The organism is Acetobacter sp. ESL1128 (genome assembly GCF_058505085.1).
Genome location: NZ_CP196369.1, coordinates 105,001 through 119,696 on the forward strand (window position 1 = coordinate 105,001; position 14,696 = coordinate 119,696).

Consider the following 14,696-nt stretch of genomic DNA (forward strand, 5'->3'; position numbering starts at 1 on the left):
GTGATGAGGCGAACCCGGGGAACTGAAACATCTCAGTACCTGGAGGAAAAGACATCAATTGAGATTCCGCTAGTAGTGGCGAGCGAACGCGGAGCAGGCCAGTGGTCTTTAGAAGAGAAGCAGAACGATCTGGAAAGGTCGGCCATAGTGGGTGATAGTCCCGTATGCGTAGTGCTTTTAAAGATCCTTGAGTAGGGCGGGGCACGTGAAACCCTGTCTGAACATGGGGGGACCACCCTCCAAGCCTAAATACTCCCTGGTGACCGATAGTGAACAAGTACCGTGAGGGAAAGGTGAAAAGCACCCCGACGAGGGGAGTGAAATAGACCTGAAACCGGATGCCTACAAGCAGTCGGAGCCTCTTATGGGGTGACGGCGTACCTTTTGTATAATGGGTCAGCGAGTTTCTGTTTGCAGCGAGCTTAAGCCGATAGGTGTAGGCGTAGCGAAAGCGAGTCTGAATAGGGCGCATAGTTGCTGGCAGAAGACCCGAAACCGAGTGATCTAGCCATGGCCAGGCTGAAGGTGCGGTAACACGCACTGGAGGGCCGAACCCACGCCTGTTGAAAAAGTCGGGGATGAGCTGTGGCTAGGGGTGAAAGGCCAATCAAACTCGGAGATAGCTGGTTCTCCGCGAAATCTATTGAGGTAGACCGTCAGGTGTTGACCCCGGGGGGTAGAGCACTGGATGGGCTAGGGGGGCCCAAAGCCTTACCAAACCCAACCAAACTCCGAATACCCGGAAGTTTAGCCTGGCAGACAGACAGTGGGTGCTAAGGTCCATTGTCGAGAGGGAAACAGCCCAGACCACCAGCTAAGGCCCCTAAATCGTGGCTAAGTGGGAAAGGATGTGGGGATTCCATAACAACCAGGAGGTTGGCTTAGAAGCAGCCATCCTTTAAAGAAAGCGTAATAGCTCACTGGTCTAATAGAAACCCTGCGCCGAAAATGTAACGGGGCTCAAGCCACGTGCCGAAGCTGTGGGTGCATACTATGTATGCGCGGTAGCGGAGCGTTCCGTAGGTCTGTGAAGGAAGCGGGGTGACCCCTTCTGGAGATATCGGAAGTGCGAATGCTGACATGAGTAGCGACAAACAGTGCGAGAAACACTGTCGCCGAAAGTCCAAGGGTTCCTGCGCAAGGTTAATCCACGCAGGGTTAGTCGGCCCCTAAGGCGAGGGCGAAAGCCGTAGTCGATGGGAATCAGGTGAATATTCCTGAACCTGCCAGAAGTGACGAATGCGATATGTTGTTGGTCCTTAACGGATTGGACCGGCTTTTGGAGCATTCCAGGAAATAGCTCTGGCGTATAGACCGTACCCTAAACCGACACAGGTGGACTGGTAGAGCATACCAAGGCGCTTGAGAGAACGATGCTGAAGGAACTAGGCAAATTACTCGTGTAACTTCGGGATAAGCGAGACCCACATTTGGGCAACCATTTGTGGGTGGCACAGACCAGGGGGTAGCGACTGTTTAGTAAAAACACAGGACTCTGCGAAGTCGAAAGACGACGTATAGGGTCTGACGCCTGCCCGGTGCCGGAAGGTTAAGAGGAGGTGTGAGAGCACTGAATTGAAGCCCCGGTAAACGGCGGCCGTAACTATAACGGTCCTAAGGTAGCGAAATTCCTTGTCGGGTAAGTTCCGACCTGCACGAATGGCGTAACGACTTCCCCGCTGTCTCCAGCATCGGCTCAGCGAAATTGAATTCCCCGTGAAGATGCGGGGTATCCGCGGTCAGACGGAAAGACCCTATGAACCTTTACTGTAGCTTTACAGTGGCATCAGAGACATTCTGTGTAGGATAGGTGGGAGGCTTTGAAGCAGGGGCGCCAGTTCCTGTGGAGCCATCCTTGAAATACCACCCTGAATTTTTCTGATGTCTAACCGCGGCCAGTAAGCCTGGTCCGGGACCCTGTATGGTGGGCAGTTTGACTGGGGCGGTCGCCTCCCAAAGTGTAACGGAGGCGCGCGATGGTGGGCTCAGGCCGGTCGGAAACCGGCTGTTGAGTGCAATGGCATAAGCCCGCCTGACTGCGAGAGTGACAGCTCGAGCAGAGACGAAAGTCGGCCATAGTGATCCGGTGGTCCCGCGTGGAAGGGCCATCGCTCAACGGATAAAAGGTACTCTAGGGATAACAGGCTGATCTCCCCCAAGAGTCCACATCGACGGGGAGGTTTGGCACCTCGATGTCGGCTCATCACATCCTGGGGCTGGAGCAGGTCCCAAGGGTTCGGCTGTTCGCCGATTAAAGTGGTACGTGAGCTGGGTTTAGAACGTCGTGAGACAGTTCGGTCCCTATCTGCCGTGGATGTTGGAGATTTGAGAGGATTTGTCCCTAGTACGAGAGGACCGGGATGAACATACCTCTGGTGCACCGGTTGTCGCGCCAGCGGCACAGCCGGGTAGCTAAGTATGGACGGGATAACCGCTGAAAGCATCTAAGCGGGAAACCCACCTCAAAACTAGATCTCCCTGAGGGTCGTGGTAGACCACCACGTTAATAGGCCAGATGTGAAAGCGTGGTAACACGTGCAGCTAACTGGTCCTAATCACCCAATAGGCTCACTCTCACACTATCCTTACGGATAGCCCGTGCACAGAAATCATCCATAACCACGTCACACGCAAAACACCAAAACGCACCAACCGCATCCACACACCCTTATAGGGTAGTCTGGATGACCTGGTGGCCATGGCGGGGAGAGTTCCACCCGATCCCATCCCGAACTCGGCCGTGAAAACCCCCAGCGCCTATGATACTGCGGCTTAAGCCGCGGGAAAGTCGGTCGCCGCCAGGTCTTCCAGTCTACCCTCACAAAACTAAGCCAAAACAAAATCAGCACTCTCTCAACCGCGGGGTGGAGCAGCCCGGTAGCTCGTCAGGCTCATAACCTGAAGGCCGCAGGTTCAAATCCTGCCCCCGCAACCACGCATAAACGTCTGAAAAGACACGACAAACCCGCCCAACCACGGCGGGTTTTTTTGTGGTCAATTCCCCGTGCAGGAAAACGGAAAATCATCCCAGTCTCCTCAGCTAGGCACCAGTAAAAATCTAGACGCAGGGGGGGTAGACCGGGGGGATTGTGCCGCTCGGGCTGCATGCTTGTGGAAAAGGGGATATGGGACCGGATTTCCGCCATTTATAGGAATATGCGGAGTCGTTCCCGTTTTGGTTTATACACATTATCCACAGGGTTATTCACGGGGGATGTACCCTGGGTGTGAGTCAGGTTGAAAAGCGCTGCGCGTGGTAGCCGCAGGTCAGTAACGCAGCGCCGGCCGGGGTGGAAAAGGGACCACCCGCGGTGATTATTCTGCGCCCTGATGTTTTTCAATGTCGTGGAAGGCGCTTTCCACGGCCGTGTAGAACTTGGATTCCGGGTTTTCGATACAGGACTGTTTTATTTTCTCGGATCCGTACGTCATGTTGCTGACAAAGTCGTTCGGATTGGAATTGGGGTTGCTTTGAGAGAGATCGTTGCTCAGCCCGCTAATATAACCCTGCGCCCAGGCCATGAACTTTTCGTCCGAGCGGGGGTTGATATCCAGAAGCTTCAGATATTTTTCACAAGAAAAATTGCCAAGCCCGATAATACTGGTTTCAGCTTTTGCCGGATGCGAGACAAATAGCGCGAGGCTTAAAAGAAAAACGGTTTTTACGGTGTTATTCCGTAGCATCATGGCTCTTTCCTTCTGGTGCTAATATGCCTGTTGGGCTTTGCAGTGTGCCCTATGGCATATTTATGTTAAAAAATCTCTATGTTCATAATGCAGAGCCGGGTCAGGTCAGGGTTTTTTCTGCTTTAGAAAGAAAACTCATACATTTTATACATAGGTAATTATTCTATCGATTTTTTTCTGATGATTGTTGGACCGTGCTTATGGTGCGGTTACGCAGGATAAGCCGGAGTGGCCCGGCGCGCGGCAAAAGGAGGGCAGATATGTCTTTTATCGACCAGCTTGGCCTGAGTGTTCCGGTGTTACAGGCACCTATGGCCGGTGTTTCCACACCAGCTCTGGCGGCCGCAGTCAGCAATGCCGGGGCGTTGGGGGCCATTGGGCTTGGCGCAACGGATGCAGCTGGCGCACGAGGCATGATTGAACAGGTGCGCGCACGGACCGAGCGGCCTTTTAACGTCAACCTGTTTGTGCATGCCACGCCACAGCCCGACCCGCAGCGGGAGGCCGTCTGGCTGGATTGGTTCCGCCCTTTGTTTGCACAGTATGGTGCGCCCGCGCCAGCGGCATTGGCCGCACCCTATACCAGTTTTGAAGATGACCCGGATATGCTGGCCATGTTGCTGGCGCTCAGGCCGCCGGTCATCAGTTTTCATTTTGGTCTGCCGACTCCAGCCAAAGTGCAGGCTTTGCGCAGCACTGGCGCCATTCTGCTGGCCAGCGTGACCAGTCTGGCGGAAGCCCGCTTGGCCGAAAAGGCGGGTATGGATGCCGTAATTGCCCAAGGTGTGGAAGCAGGCGGCCACAGAGGGGTGTTTGATGCCGAAGCCCCGGATGATGCTCTGGGAGTATTTGCCTTAACGCGTATCCTTGCCCGTCAGGGGCGTTGCCCTGTGGTGGCCGCTGGTGGTGTTATGGACGGCGCAGGTGTGGCCGCAGTACTGGAACTGGGGGCCGTGGCGGCCCAGATGGGTACGGCGTTTGTGGCCTGCCCCGAATCTGCCGCGGACCAAGCTTACCGGCAGGCGCTGCTGGGGCCAGCCGCATACCACACCCGGTTGATCACGGGTATTTCCGGCAGACCTGCGCGTGGGCTGGCTAACCGCCTGAGCGCCTGGCTCGAGCAGGAAAATGCTCCTCTGCCACCTGCTTACCCCATTGCCTACGCTGCCGCCAAAGCTCTGAACACCGTAGCCAGAGCTGGGGGGGAAGCAGGGTTTGGCGCGCACTGGGCAGGGCAGGGCGCACCATTGGCCAGAGCTATGCCCGCCGCCCAGCTGGTCAGCACCCTAAAGGCCGAACTGGAGCAGGCCCGCACGCCGTGTGGGTGAGTGAGCCTGCGCCAGAGGAGGGTGAAGGTTCAGGCCGCTTTTAGCTGGGCTTCGGCAAACTCATAATTGGCCAGTTTGTCGAGGTAGTTGGTAATGTAATCCGGGCGGCGGTTGCGGAAATCCAGATAATACGCGTGTTCCCACACGTCCAGCCCCAGCAGGGCCTGCCCCTGCCCTTCGGCCAGCGGGTTGGAGCCATTGGCGGTTTTGGTTACGGCCAGCTTGCCCGATGGGGTCAGCACCAGCCATGCCCAGCCTGACCCGAACTGTGAGATGGCGGCTTTTTTGAAGTCTTCCTTAAACGTCTCGATGCTGCCCAGATCCTGCTTTATTTTTGCTTCCAGTGCGCCGGGAATGGCGCCACCGTTGGGAGAGAGATTGTTCCAGAACAGGATATGGTTCCAGTGCTGCCCCGCGTTGTTAAAGACCGGAGCCAGATCGGCCTTGCCTTTGGCAGCCAGAATAATCTCCTCAAGTGATTTGCCCTGTAGCTCCGGTTTGCTGTCCACAAAGCCATTGAGCGCCGTAACATAGGCTTGATGGTGCTTGTCGTGGTGCAGTTCCAGAGTTTCCTGGCACATGCCTTTGCCAGCGAGGGCGTTATAGGAAAAGGGAAGAGCTGGCAGTTCAAAAGCCATAACGGTTTTCCTTTTATGTCGCGTTTTGGGTGCGCTGCCATGTGGGCGGCGTGGCGTTTGCGCCCTGTGTGGCGCAAAGCTGCTCCTGTCTGGTAACTCCCGCCCCGGCGGCTGGTTTCAGTCACTATTCTGTTTGAGGTCAAACTCTACGGGAACGGTCAGGGTAATCCGCTCGCCCTGTACACTCTCTGGCGGGCTGGGCAGGGGTTCTGCCCTGTGGACAAGGGCCAGTGTTTCGGCATCCAGCAGGGCATGGCCGGAACTGCCAGCCAGTCTGGCGGACAGCACGCGGCCTTTGCGGTCCATGGTAAAAGTCAGCAGTGCTGTGCCCTGTTGAGCGTTGGCCTGTGCCTGCGCGGGGTAGCGTTTGTATTTTTCCAGCCGGCCCAGTAGCAGGCCCTGCCATGTGGCAGGTTCGTGCGTATTCTGGGCAGAGGCCAGCCCGGGCGGGGGGGCTGCCTGCGTATTGGCCGGGGCCGCCGCAAAGGCTGGCGGGGCGGTGGTTTGTTCTGCTGTTTTGCGCAGGTCTGGTGCGGGTGTGGGCAGGCGTGGCGCAGGTGTGTGCTTTTTAACAATCTTATGGAGTTTTTCCGGCATCGGCACGGGCACCGGCGGGTTGGGGGCCGGTGCTGGCGGGGCGGAAACTTCCGGCGGCAGCTCGGGTGCCGGATCGGGCTGGGAGAGGGTCTGCTGCGGCCCCGGTGGTGCATCTGTCGGGGGGGCGGGAATGGAGAGTGGGCTGGGTGTCAGGTCCATGGCAATAGCGGGGGGAGCCGCATCCTGCATAGGAGCGGTGGGTGCTGGCAGCAGCAGGAACCAGCCAAGAACGCCCCCGCCAATGGCGCTGACCCCTAGAAGGGAAAACCCCCATAACCGTGCCTCGCGGCGTTGTTCCCTGCGTAGTCGCTCGGCCTTCCAGTGGTGGAAAGAGAATGGGAGGGGGGAAGCCGAGGTGCTCATGGAACCTGTGCGCCTTCTTCCTGCCCTTGCAGGTTGACCAGAGCCACCTTGAGGAACCCGGCCGTGCGCAGCTTGTCCATGACGCTCATAAGGGTTGCGTAATCCACGGTTTTGTCAGCGCGCAAAAAAATCCGCTCGTCCTTGTTCCCGTTTGCTGCGGTATTCAGGGCGGTGGGCAGGTCGTTCTGGGCAACGCTGTTCTCCCCTACAGCCAGGGTCTGGTCGGCTTTTATGGTGACAAACACAGGGTTGTCTGGCCGGGGGGCGGGCTGCTGTGTGGACGATGGCAGGTCCACGGGTACGTTTACGGTTGTCAGCGGGGCCGTGACCATAAAAATGATCAGCAGAACAAGCATGACATCAATAAACGGGGTGACGTTAATCTCGTGCGCCTCATGGAGGGTGTCATCTGTATGGCGCAGGCGGATGGCCATGGCTGTGGCTCCCTTTTATTCTGCGCCGGTTGCGCGGCTGCCAAAGCGCACCACGCGGCCCTTGTCCAGCAGGCTTTGCATCCGCCCCAGATCGCGCGAGACCAGACGCATGACAAGGGAGGCAATATCCCCCACCTGTGCCCGGCATGCGGCCGACTGGCGGGCCAGATGGTTGTAAATAACAACGGCGGGAATGGCTGCAACCAGCCCCAGAGCCGTTGCCAGCAGGGCTTCTGCAATGCCGGGTGCTACTACAGCCAGACTGGTGGCCTTGCTGGCGGCAATGCCGGTAAAGGATGTCATGATCCCCCAGACCGTGCCAAACAGCCCCACAAAGGGGGAAGTTGCCCCTATGGTGGCCAGCAGGCCGGTGCCACGCAGCAGGCGACGGCTTTCTGCCGCTTCCAGCCGTTCAAGGTGCAGAACAATGCGTTCTTTCAGCCCTTCCGTATCGTCAGGAATATCCTGCGAGCGGGCACGCTCTGTTTCGGCGGCCATAACCAGTGTGTGGGCAATGCGGCAGTCGCGCGTATGGGCTTCGGCCCCGTCCAGCGTGTCGGCTTCTTCCAGAATGGTTTCAGCCTGTGTCATGCCTTTTTTCGTGCGGATGAGCTCGATGGATTTGGCGAGCAGTACTGTCCAGCTGAGTAGGCTGGCCAGTATCAGAATGACCATAACGCCCTGCACAATGGGGCCTGCGCCAAGGAACATCTCCCACGGGGAAAAATTCTGCGAAAGTTGCGGGGCAGAGGGCATGGTTCCTACCTGTTCAGTAACAATCCAGATATTGGCAGTAAGGGGAAAACGCCTTTTATTTTCTGTAGTTATGGCGTTTTTTCTGTCCCCGAGCGTACCGGGACTATGGTTTTTGCGCAGCTCACCCCTGAGCGGATGAGGCCTCGCGCGGTGCCTGAGCAATGCCTAAACGCGATTTTAATTGCAAGTGAGAATCTTTATCAAACTGGAAAAATCCAGAATTAGGCCGTCTGGTCCAAAAAATGGCGTTTTGCATTTAGCCTGATTATGTAAGGGGGAACCAAAAAAACAGCACCGGATTGGTATGCATTGGTTGTGGTAAATTTAACACAATCATCATATCAAGGCAATTATCGTTATTGATAATCATTTGCATATCAGACCTGATTAAAATTATGTGGCGGTGTGTTTCAATCAGATTCTGAAAGCGTTCCGCCTCATCCCAAGGGCGGAACGGGGAGTATAGTGCATGGGTTACTCACAGCGGCCTCCAGCACAGGGCAAAACATTGCGCACCGCCATGGCCATTGGTGTTTCGGTGGGGTTTGGTTTTGCCGCAGGGGAGGCCGAGGCACAGGACCTGCCAGGTGGGGCGGAGCCATCCTCGTCTGATCATGCCATCAAACTGCCAGCCGTGCGTGTTGGTGGCCACGCCACGCAGGATGACCAGAACGGATACCAGTCTGGCAATACCAACAGCCAGATACTCAATATTTCCAGAATGCCAGATAGTGTGCGGGATACGCCGCAAACGATCAGTGTTGTCCCTCAGGAGCTGATCAAGCAGCAGCGTGCCTTTACACTGGACCAGGCCCTTAGCAACGTGCCGGGCATTACCATGTCTACCGGTGAGGGCGCAGGTGGGCTTAACGGTGACCAGTTCCGTATCCGGGGTTTGCAGGCGCGGGGTGATATGTACACCGATGGCCTGCGCGATTTTGGCACCTACACGCGCGATATGTTCAATACCGAGAGTGTAGAGGTCATCAAAGGGCCGTCGGGTGAGTATTTTGGCGCGGGCAATGTGGGCGGGGTGATCAACCAGACCCAGAAGCACGCCCATCTGGGCAAGTCCTTTAGTTATGACCAGTCTTTTGGTAGCGGCCCCCTCTTCCGCGGGGAAGGGGACATCAACTACCAGATCAATAATGACATGGCCATTCGGGTGAACGGCATGTTCAACCGGCAGGATATTGTGGACCGGAATAACGTCAGCGCCAACCGCTATGGTGCAGCGGTGGATTTTGGTGTTGGCCTGCGCAGCAAAACCTCGTGGCATCTGACATGGCAGTGGCTGGGGAGTGACAGCAACCCGGATTACGGGGTTAGCATGTTGCAGGTAAACGGCATTTACCGCCCGATTACCCAATACGGCCTGCCGCGCAATACCAGCTACACCCGCAGTTTTGACCGCGACCAGTCCAATATTCATACCATTACATCGGTGCTGAAATCCGAGGTCAACAGTTGGCTGACCATCAGCAACGATACGCGGCTTAGTCTGTACGAGCGTGACTATGCCGCCACCACCCCCGCTGCCTGTAGTGGGGCGTGTGCAACGGCATTCCTTAATGGGGGTAACCCGACCCTGCCTTATGGTGCGGGTGGCGGTGCCGCTTACCGCCAGCAGGGCTGGGGGGTGCAGAACGTGTTTATGGGGCGGGCACGCTTTAACACCGGTTTTGTCAAACATGACCTTAAAGCCGGGGTGGATATAAACTATACAAGCGATTCCCGCTGGCCGGGCAGCTATGCCAACCGCAGCAACGACCAGAGCATTCGCAACCCGCAATATCAGGCCAGCGGCACAACGCTCCGCTTCCCCGATGCAGGGTACGGCAACGCCAATGCGCGTGATCTTGGCCTGTTTATTGCCGATAAAATCCAGTTGACCAAACAGCTTGCCCTGTTTGGCACCGGGCGGTGGGATTCCTTTGCCAGCACGTACTATTCCCGCGCCACACAGGCGAATGGTCGTGCGGAGCAGAAGTCCGACCGTTGGAGCCCATCGGGCAGTATTGTGTATTCACCTTTCAAAATTGCTTCATTCTACTTCACATTTGCCCGCTCGTATAAGCCGGTTGGCACGGATGTGTCCTCTCAGGTCACGCTCAGGGCCACCACGCATGACGTGGCGCAAAAGGGGGTTGATCTTTCCCCCCAGCGGAGTGACCTGTTCGAGTTTGGTAGCAAGGCTGACTTCCTGAACAAAAAACTGGGTACAACACTGGCTTTTTTCCAGATCAGTGAAAATAACTCCCAGTACACCGACGTCAATGGGGACCTGACGACCGGCTTCGGGGATGCCGGGAGTGGCCGCCGTATCCGTGGTGTTGAACTGAGCGCAACCGGAAAGATTACCGACGACTGGCAGGTTTTTGCATCCTACTCCTATATGGATGGCAAGGTGACCCACAGCGCAACTTCCAATGGCAAAACCGCGCCGCAGGTGCCGCATAACACCATGTCGGTCTGGAGTTCGTACGACCTGTCCCGCGCACTCCTTAATCCGAACTGGGGTGACCTCAAGGTTGGGGGCGGGGTGCAGTATGCATCAGGTTACTGGGCTGGCCCGGATACGACCAATACCGCACGCATGCCGCACAACTTCAATTTTAACGGGATGTTGTCATGGGAATACAGGCATTATCGTGTTTCGTTCAATGCCAACAACATTACCAATCACCTGAACTACGCGTCGTCCTTCTCGGGTAGTCGGGCTGTGCCGGCTGCCGGGCGCACCTTTATTGGCAACGTTGGTGTTACGTTCTAACCCTATGCCAGAACGTGCAGGTCAGGGTGCTGGGGGTGTGCCACATGCTGGGGTGAATACCCCCGGCAGGCCCCTGGTGCCGGCCACCATAAGGCCCGCGGGTGGGGGAACTCCGTCCTCCCCCGCTATGGGGCAGCTTGTGCTGGCACAGATTTATCTGGACCGTGGGCAGATGCAGGCGGCCTTCAGCATGATTGAAGTTGCTGCCAGAAGTGGCTTTGCCCCGGCCCTGAACATGCTTGGCCGCGCCTATGAGCGGGGCTGGGGAGTAACCCCCAATCCGCTTTTGGCCATGCAGTATTTTGAAATGGCCGCACAGCAGAATTACGGCTGGGCGTTTTTTAATATGGCGGATCTGTACATGGCAGGGCATGGCCTGCCGCGTGACGTGGAGCGGGCTTATGCCCTTTACGTGAGGGCAGCGCAGGCCGGTGTTGCAAAAGCCCTGAACATGATTGGACTTTTGCATGAGGATAATAACCCGCCCAGCATAGCCGTAGCCCGCCAGTATTACATGGCGGCGGCAGAGGCGGGGGATTGCTGGGGGGCGCTGAACATGGCACGGCTGGCCTTGCAGGCAGGCGATATTCCAGCCGCACAGGCGTTTTTTTGCCAAACGCTCGAAACCGGGTTTGACGCGTGTTTTATGGCCATGCAGAAACTTCTGCCCTTCATGCCCGCCCCCTACGGAGCGGACCTGATGGAGCGCACCAACCAGCGCCTGCGCAGGCAGCCCTAGCGGTTGGTGCGGCGGCGTGGCCCCGTTTCATGCAGGAAAAAGGTCAGCACCCCTGCCAGCACAATACCCGCCAGCCCAAAGCTGAACGCCTGCGAAAACTGTACGCCAGTCAAAGCCTGCCCGTGGCCCAGATGCTGCAAAAAGGCGGCAAACAGGGGGGAGGCAATGGCGCTCATGACAAACACCAGAAAATTAATGGCTCCGGTTGCACTGCCTTTTACCTCATCGGCGTTGACCTCCTTGATAATGGAATAGGGGATCATGGCAGCGCCGGAGGACACACCCAGCATAAAGGCCAGAACATAAGGGGGGAATGTGTTGCCCGGCAGGTAAATAATGGCAGCAACTGTCAGCGCCATAACCACAATGCCACCCAGCAGCACGGGTTTGCGGCGGCCTATGCGGTCGGTCAGGTAGCCAAGGGCGGGGCAGCCCACCATCCAGCCAACTGGCACCATGGCGGCACGCATCACGGCCTCATGGTACCCAATGTGCCAGCTCTGGGTTAAAAAGGTTATGCCCCATGTCATGCTGCCAACGGTTGTTGGCAAAAACAGCAGGCCAGAACACAACCCGCACAAATAGGATTGCGGGTTGGAGAGCACGCTCCTGTAAGGCGCGAACATGGACCCTGCCGGGCGGTGCGCTGCGGTGGCGCTCTTGCGCTCGCCCGGGGTCAGGAAAAAAATGAACACGGCCACAAGGGCGATCAACCCGCCTGTATCAATCCAGAAAAAATGCCAGTTGAGCACACCATGGATCAGCCATGCCACGGTAGACTGGCCCATGGCACCCCCCATCATGCCCGCGCATTGGGTAACCCCCACGGCAGTTGCCAGATGCTGTTTGGAAAAGCCACGCGCGGCAAGGTAAACGGCCCCGACAAACGCAAAGGCCGAGCCCGCACCCTGCATCAGCCGGCCCAGGCCTGCCATCCACTCATTGCCCCAGCCAAACAGGCATGTGCCTGTTGCCAGCACCAGTGCCCCAAAGGAAATGGTGTATTTGGCCCCCCACCTGTCCACCGCGGCACCCGAGACAATGGAGCACAGGGAATAGGTGTAATAGTAAAGCCCCAGCAGGGAGCCCAGACCAACGGTTGTCAGCCCAAAGGCGGATACAAGCTCGCCCACCATCACGCTGGGGGCAGAGCGGGTGGAATACTGCAACCAGTAAAACACCAGGCACAAAAACCACGCGACAACATAGGCGTTCTGGTTGGTTATGGCGGGTTTGTGCGTGGGGGAAGGAACCGGTTGCGGGGCCGAGGGCATGCGATTATTCCGTTAATTCATATTTAAATTAAGTATTTTGTGGCGCACTTATAAAAAGGATTTCCCGGGCTTTTACAAGGTAAGGCACGCTGCCCCCATCGGCCCGGCGGGGGCAACTCAACTTCGGGCGATGCACGGGCAGGTGCGCGCGCAAGGGCTGCGTGCTTGCGGGAGCTTTGTTTTATCGGGGGGAGGTGTCTGGCCGGTAAGGGGAGTGTTCTGCCCGTATGGGGGCCAATATGGACCAGCCAGACACAAAAAGATTGGCGTGCACAAGGCGTGCCCGCCTGTGCCGCGCCGTATTATGTGCGGCGCGGTATGGGGGTAATATGCTCAGGCAAGCAGGAGTACTATGACCAGCCCCCACATGGTCAGCAAGGTGTTGCTGACCGCGTAAGGCACTGTGTAGCCCAGCATGGGCACGTTGCTTTTGGCCACGTCGGCCACCATTGCAACCGAGGCGGTGCTGGTGCGCGCGCCCCCACAGCACCCCAGATTGATCGCGGGGTCAAAGCGGAAGATGTATTTGCCAATAAGCGGGGCAAGCAGCATGGGCATGGCGCTGGCAAACACACCCCAGAAAAACACGCTAACCCCGGCCTCCTGCAACCCCTTGATAAAGGTTGGACCGGCAGAAATGCCTACAACCGCAATAAAGATGTTCAGGCCCACCGTGTTCATGAACCATACGGAGGCCGAAGGCACGCTCCCCAGTTTGGGGGTAACACCACGCAGCCAGCCCAGCACCAGCCCCGCGATCAGCGCCCCACCGGAGGAGGACAGGGTAATGGGCACGCCGCCCACAGGCAGCACAAGCGAGCCCAGAAGCCCCCCTACAAAAATACCGCCCCCTACCAGCACCATGCTGGTGGCATTGGTCGGGCGGTCGGCATAACCCACATTCGCGATTACGTCGGCCACGTGCCTGCGGCTGCCGGTAATGTTGATAATATCCCCACGGTTGATGGCCGTCTGGGAGAGAACGGGTATTTCCACATTCATGGAGCCACGGCGGATGGCGTTAATGTAAATGCCACGCGCATACGGGGCGGTGGACAGGTCAACAAGGCGCTGGCCGCCAAGCTGCTTGCTGGTAACCACCACATCCACCGTTTCCACCGGTATTTCAATCAGTTCCTGGTCAGCCACTTCTTCGGCATGGTTGGACCAGTAAACCAGTGCATCATGTGGGCCGGATACGGCAACAATATCGCCCTCACGCAGCAGGGTTGTGGGCGTGAAGGGAATAATCCTTCCGTCCCGGCGCAGGTTTTCAAGAAAAATGCGCGTATCCTGGGCTTGTTCTGCTTCCGCTACGGTTTTGCCGGCAATCAGGCCGGTGGTTTTTAGCCTGTAAGCACGAATAATATAGTTGTGCCATGCGGTATCGGCATTCTCGTTTATGGGGCGGATGTTCATCTCGCGCTCATAGCGCTCACACTCCTGCGCCAGATTGATGCGCAGGAGCTTGGGCCCCAGAAATGCCAGCATCCAGCCCGTGCCCACCGTGCCAAACAGGTAGGTGACCGCGTAGGCAACGGGTATGGCGTTCAGTTCGGCCTGAATCTGCTCTGTAGGGAGCCCGCTGCGGTTTATGGCATCGGTCGCCAGACCAATGGAGGCGGAAATGGTTTGCGAACCGGCCAAAAGCCCTTCCGCCATACCCGGCCCATAGCCCGAGACAATAGCCGCCACATACACACACACCAGACACAGGGCGGAAATGATGATGGCAAAAATAGCCTGTGGCAAACCGTCATTGGCAATGCCGCGCACAAATTGCGGGCCAACGCCAAAGCCTACGGCAAACAGGAACATGATAAAAAAGACGGATTTAACCTGAGGTGAAATGGCAATGCCCAACTGCCCGACCAGCACCCCGGCCAGCAGCGTGCCCGTAACGGCCCCAAGGCTGAAACTGCCGAACTTGAGCGACCCGACCCAGAAGCCGATCGCCAGTGTCAGAAAGATTGCCAGCTCCGGAGAGGCGCGTAGCGTCTCTGCAATCCAGTGCACTGTCATGTGTAAGCTCCTTTACCCGCAAGTGCGCCTTGCAGAGCCTGTGCAAAAACCATGCTCCCGCACGCAAGGTGCGGGAGCGGGCAGG

Annotated in this window: 10 protein-coding genes, 1 tRNA gene and 2 rRNA genes (1 of these 13 running past the window's edge); 6 read left to right on the top strand and 7 right to left on the bottom strand. The window is 57.3% G+C overall.

Annotated elements, in window-relative coordinates; genetic code table 11:
* The 3 genes from ACSYTG_RS00525 to ACSYTG_RS00535 form a co-directional block, all read left to right on the top strand.
* Window positions 1-2,576 (top strand): 23S ribosomal RNA (locus tag ACSYTG_RS00525) (it extends 165 nt beyond the left edge of the window).
* A 112-nt stretch (window positions 2,577-2,688) separates the two neighbouring features.
* A 5S ribosomal RNA gene (rrf, locus tag ACSYTG_RS00530) occupies window positions 2,689-2,804 on the top strand.
* Between the two features lie 54 nt (window positions 2,805-2,858).
* Window positions 2,859-2,935, top strand: a tRNA-Met gene (locus ACSYTG_RS00535).
* A gap of 380 nt (window positions 2,936-3,315) precedes the next feature.
* On the opposite strand, the gene ACSYTG_RS00540 is transcribed toward ACSYTG_RS00535, so the two are convergent.
* Window positions 3,316-3,687 carry an HdeA/HdeB family chaperone gene (locus ACSYTG_RS00540; RefSeq protein WP_086647105.1) on the bottom strand — a complete coding sequence of 124 codons (372 nt, stop codon included), beginning with the start codon at window positions 3,685-3,687 and terminating at the stop codon, window positions 3,316-3,318.
* A 260-nt stretch (window positions 3,688-3,947) separates the two neighbouring features.
* Here ACSYTG_RS00540 and ACSYTG_RS00545 point away from each other — a divergent pair, with 260 nt between their 5' ends.
* The gene (locus ACSYTG_RS00545) at window positions 3,948-5,015 is read left to right on the top strand and encodes an NAD(P)H-dependent flavin oxidoreductase (protein ID WP_489784149.1); all 1,068 of its coding nucleotides are present in this window, start codon (window positions 3,948-3,950) and stop codon (window positions 5,013-5,015) included.
* Window positions 5,016-5,044: 29 nt separating this feature from the next.
* Here ACSYTG_RS00545 and ACSYTG_RS00550 read toward each other — a convergent pair whose 3' ends face one another.
* From ACSYTG_RS00550 to exbB, 4 genes are all read right to left on the bottom strand, one after another.
* Window positions 5,045-5,653 carry a superoxide dismutase gene (locus tag ACSYTG_RS00550; RefSeq protein WP_489784148.1) on the bottom strand — a complete coding sequence of 203 codons (609 nt, stop codon included), beginning with the start codon at window positions 5,651-5,653 and terminating at the stop codon, window positions 5,045-5,047.
* Between the two features lie 117 nt (window positions 5,654-5,770).
* Entirely contained in the window at window positions 5,771-6,613 is an 843-nt protein-coding gene (locus ACSYTG_RS00555) for an energy transducer TonB family protein (RefSeq protein ID WP_489784147.1), read from the bottom strand.
* The gene (exbD, locus tag ACSYTG_RS00560; RefSeq protein ID WP_086647102.1) at window positions 6,610-7,047 is read right to left on the bottom strand and encodes a TonB system transport protein ExbD; all 438 of its coding nucleotides are present in this window, start codon (window positions 7,045-7,047) and stop codon (window positions 6,610-6,612) included. Before exbD ends, ACSYTG_RS00555 begins: the two co-directional genes overlap by 4 nt.
* A gap of 15 nt (window positions 7,048-7,062) precedes the next feature.
* Complete coding sequence (gene exbB, locus ACSYTG_RS00565) at window positions 7,063-7,803, bottom strand: tonB-system energizer ExbB (protein WP_489784146.1); 741 nt, start codon at window positions 7,801-7,803, stop codon at window positions 7,063-7,065.
* A gap of 469 nt (window positions 7,804-8,272) precedes the next feature.
* Between exbB and ACSYTG_RS00570 the strand changes: the two genes are divergently transcribed.
* Window positions 8,273-10,576, top strand: a complete 2,304-nt coding sequence (locus ACSYTG_RS00570) for a TonB-dependent receptor (protein WP_086647100.1) — start codon at window positions 8,273-8,275, stop codon at window positions 10,574-10,576.
* A 76-nt stretch (window positions 10,577-10,652) separates the two neighbouring features.
* Complete coding sequence (locus tag ACSYTG_RS00575; protein WP_158093063.1) at window positions 10,653-11,315, top strand: tetratricopeptide repeat protein; 663 nt, start codon at window positions 10,653-10,655, stop codon at window positions 11,313-11,315.
* Here the strand turns inward: ACSYTG_RS00575 and ACSYTG_RS00580 are convergent.
* The gene (locus tag ACSYTG_RS00580; RefSeq protein WP_489784145.1) at window positions 11,312-12,589 is read right to left on the bottom strand and encodes an MFS transporter; all 1,278 of its coding nucleotides are present in this window, start codon (window positions 12,587-12,589) and stop codon (window positions 11,312-11,314) included. The genes ACSYTG_RS00575 and ACSYTG_RS00580 overlap by 4 nt on opposite strands.
* Before the next feature lie 333 nt (window positions 12,590-12,922).
* Entirely contained in the window at window positions 12,923-14,611 is a 1,689-nt protein-coding gene (gene aspT, locus ACSYTG_RS00585; RefSeq protein ID WP_489784144.1) for an aspartate-alanine antiporter, read from the bottom strand.
* Window positions 14,612-14,696: the final 85 nt, after the last annotated feature.